The 564-nt window shown below is 49.8% G+C and carries 1 protein-coding gene; it reads right to left on the bottom strand.

What is annotated here, in order from left to right:
• On the bottom strand, nt 1–564 hold a 564-nt coding region (locus AB4496_RS27555), incomplete at both ends, for a baseplate J/gp47 family protein (RefSeq protein WP_372133165.1).

Genomic DNA, 564 nt, shown 5'->3' with positions numbered 1-564 from the left:
CTGATTTACCGATGAGCTCGTTCTTCTCAAACGCTACGATCACTCTTGAACGCCAGTGCTTGAGTTCTTCAATGTTCGCGCCACCTGTCACGCCTTGTGAAACCACACGGTTTGGATCAATTCCGCTGAGCCCTTTGCTTAGCGTCAGTATTGCGCCTGCAGGTAAGTTGCTATCAATACCCGATTTAAGCGCGATGATTTCGACGGGAGAATTGCTGTATTGTTCTTTGGTGGTTTCATACTCGTGATTGGCATGCGTTAAGCGGGTGCCTTTTTTGATCACCACAGTGCCGCCAAGCTCTGTGAACTGCACTCGACCCGTTGCGAATGTTGGCAGTAGTCGAGGGGCTTTATGGCGATTGGCGTGTAGGTATAACCACTCTTCAGAGCAAGTCTCTGGATGCAGCTGCCTGAACAGCAAATCTTGATAACCATATTGCCCATAGCTGACACCCGCAATGGCAGCGGCTATCCCTTTGGTTGCTGGGTTGTTTTGCCCTGTCGCAGACACCAGATTGGCTTCTGCGCGAGCTATTAACTCATCTAAGCTTCTTTGTGTACTCA

The sequence above is a fragment of the Vibrio sp. 10N.222.46.A1 genome, assembly GCF_041473595.1.
In the GTDB taxonomy this organism is placed as follows: Bacteria; Pseudomonadota; Gammaproteobacteria; order Enterobacterales; family Vibrionaceae; genus Vibrio; species Vibrio tasmaniensis_A.
Note: the sequence above shows the minus strand (reverse complement) of the source record. Positions and strands in the feature narration are given on the sequence as shown.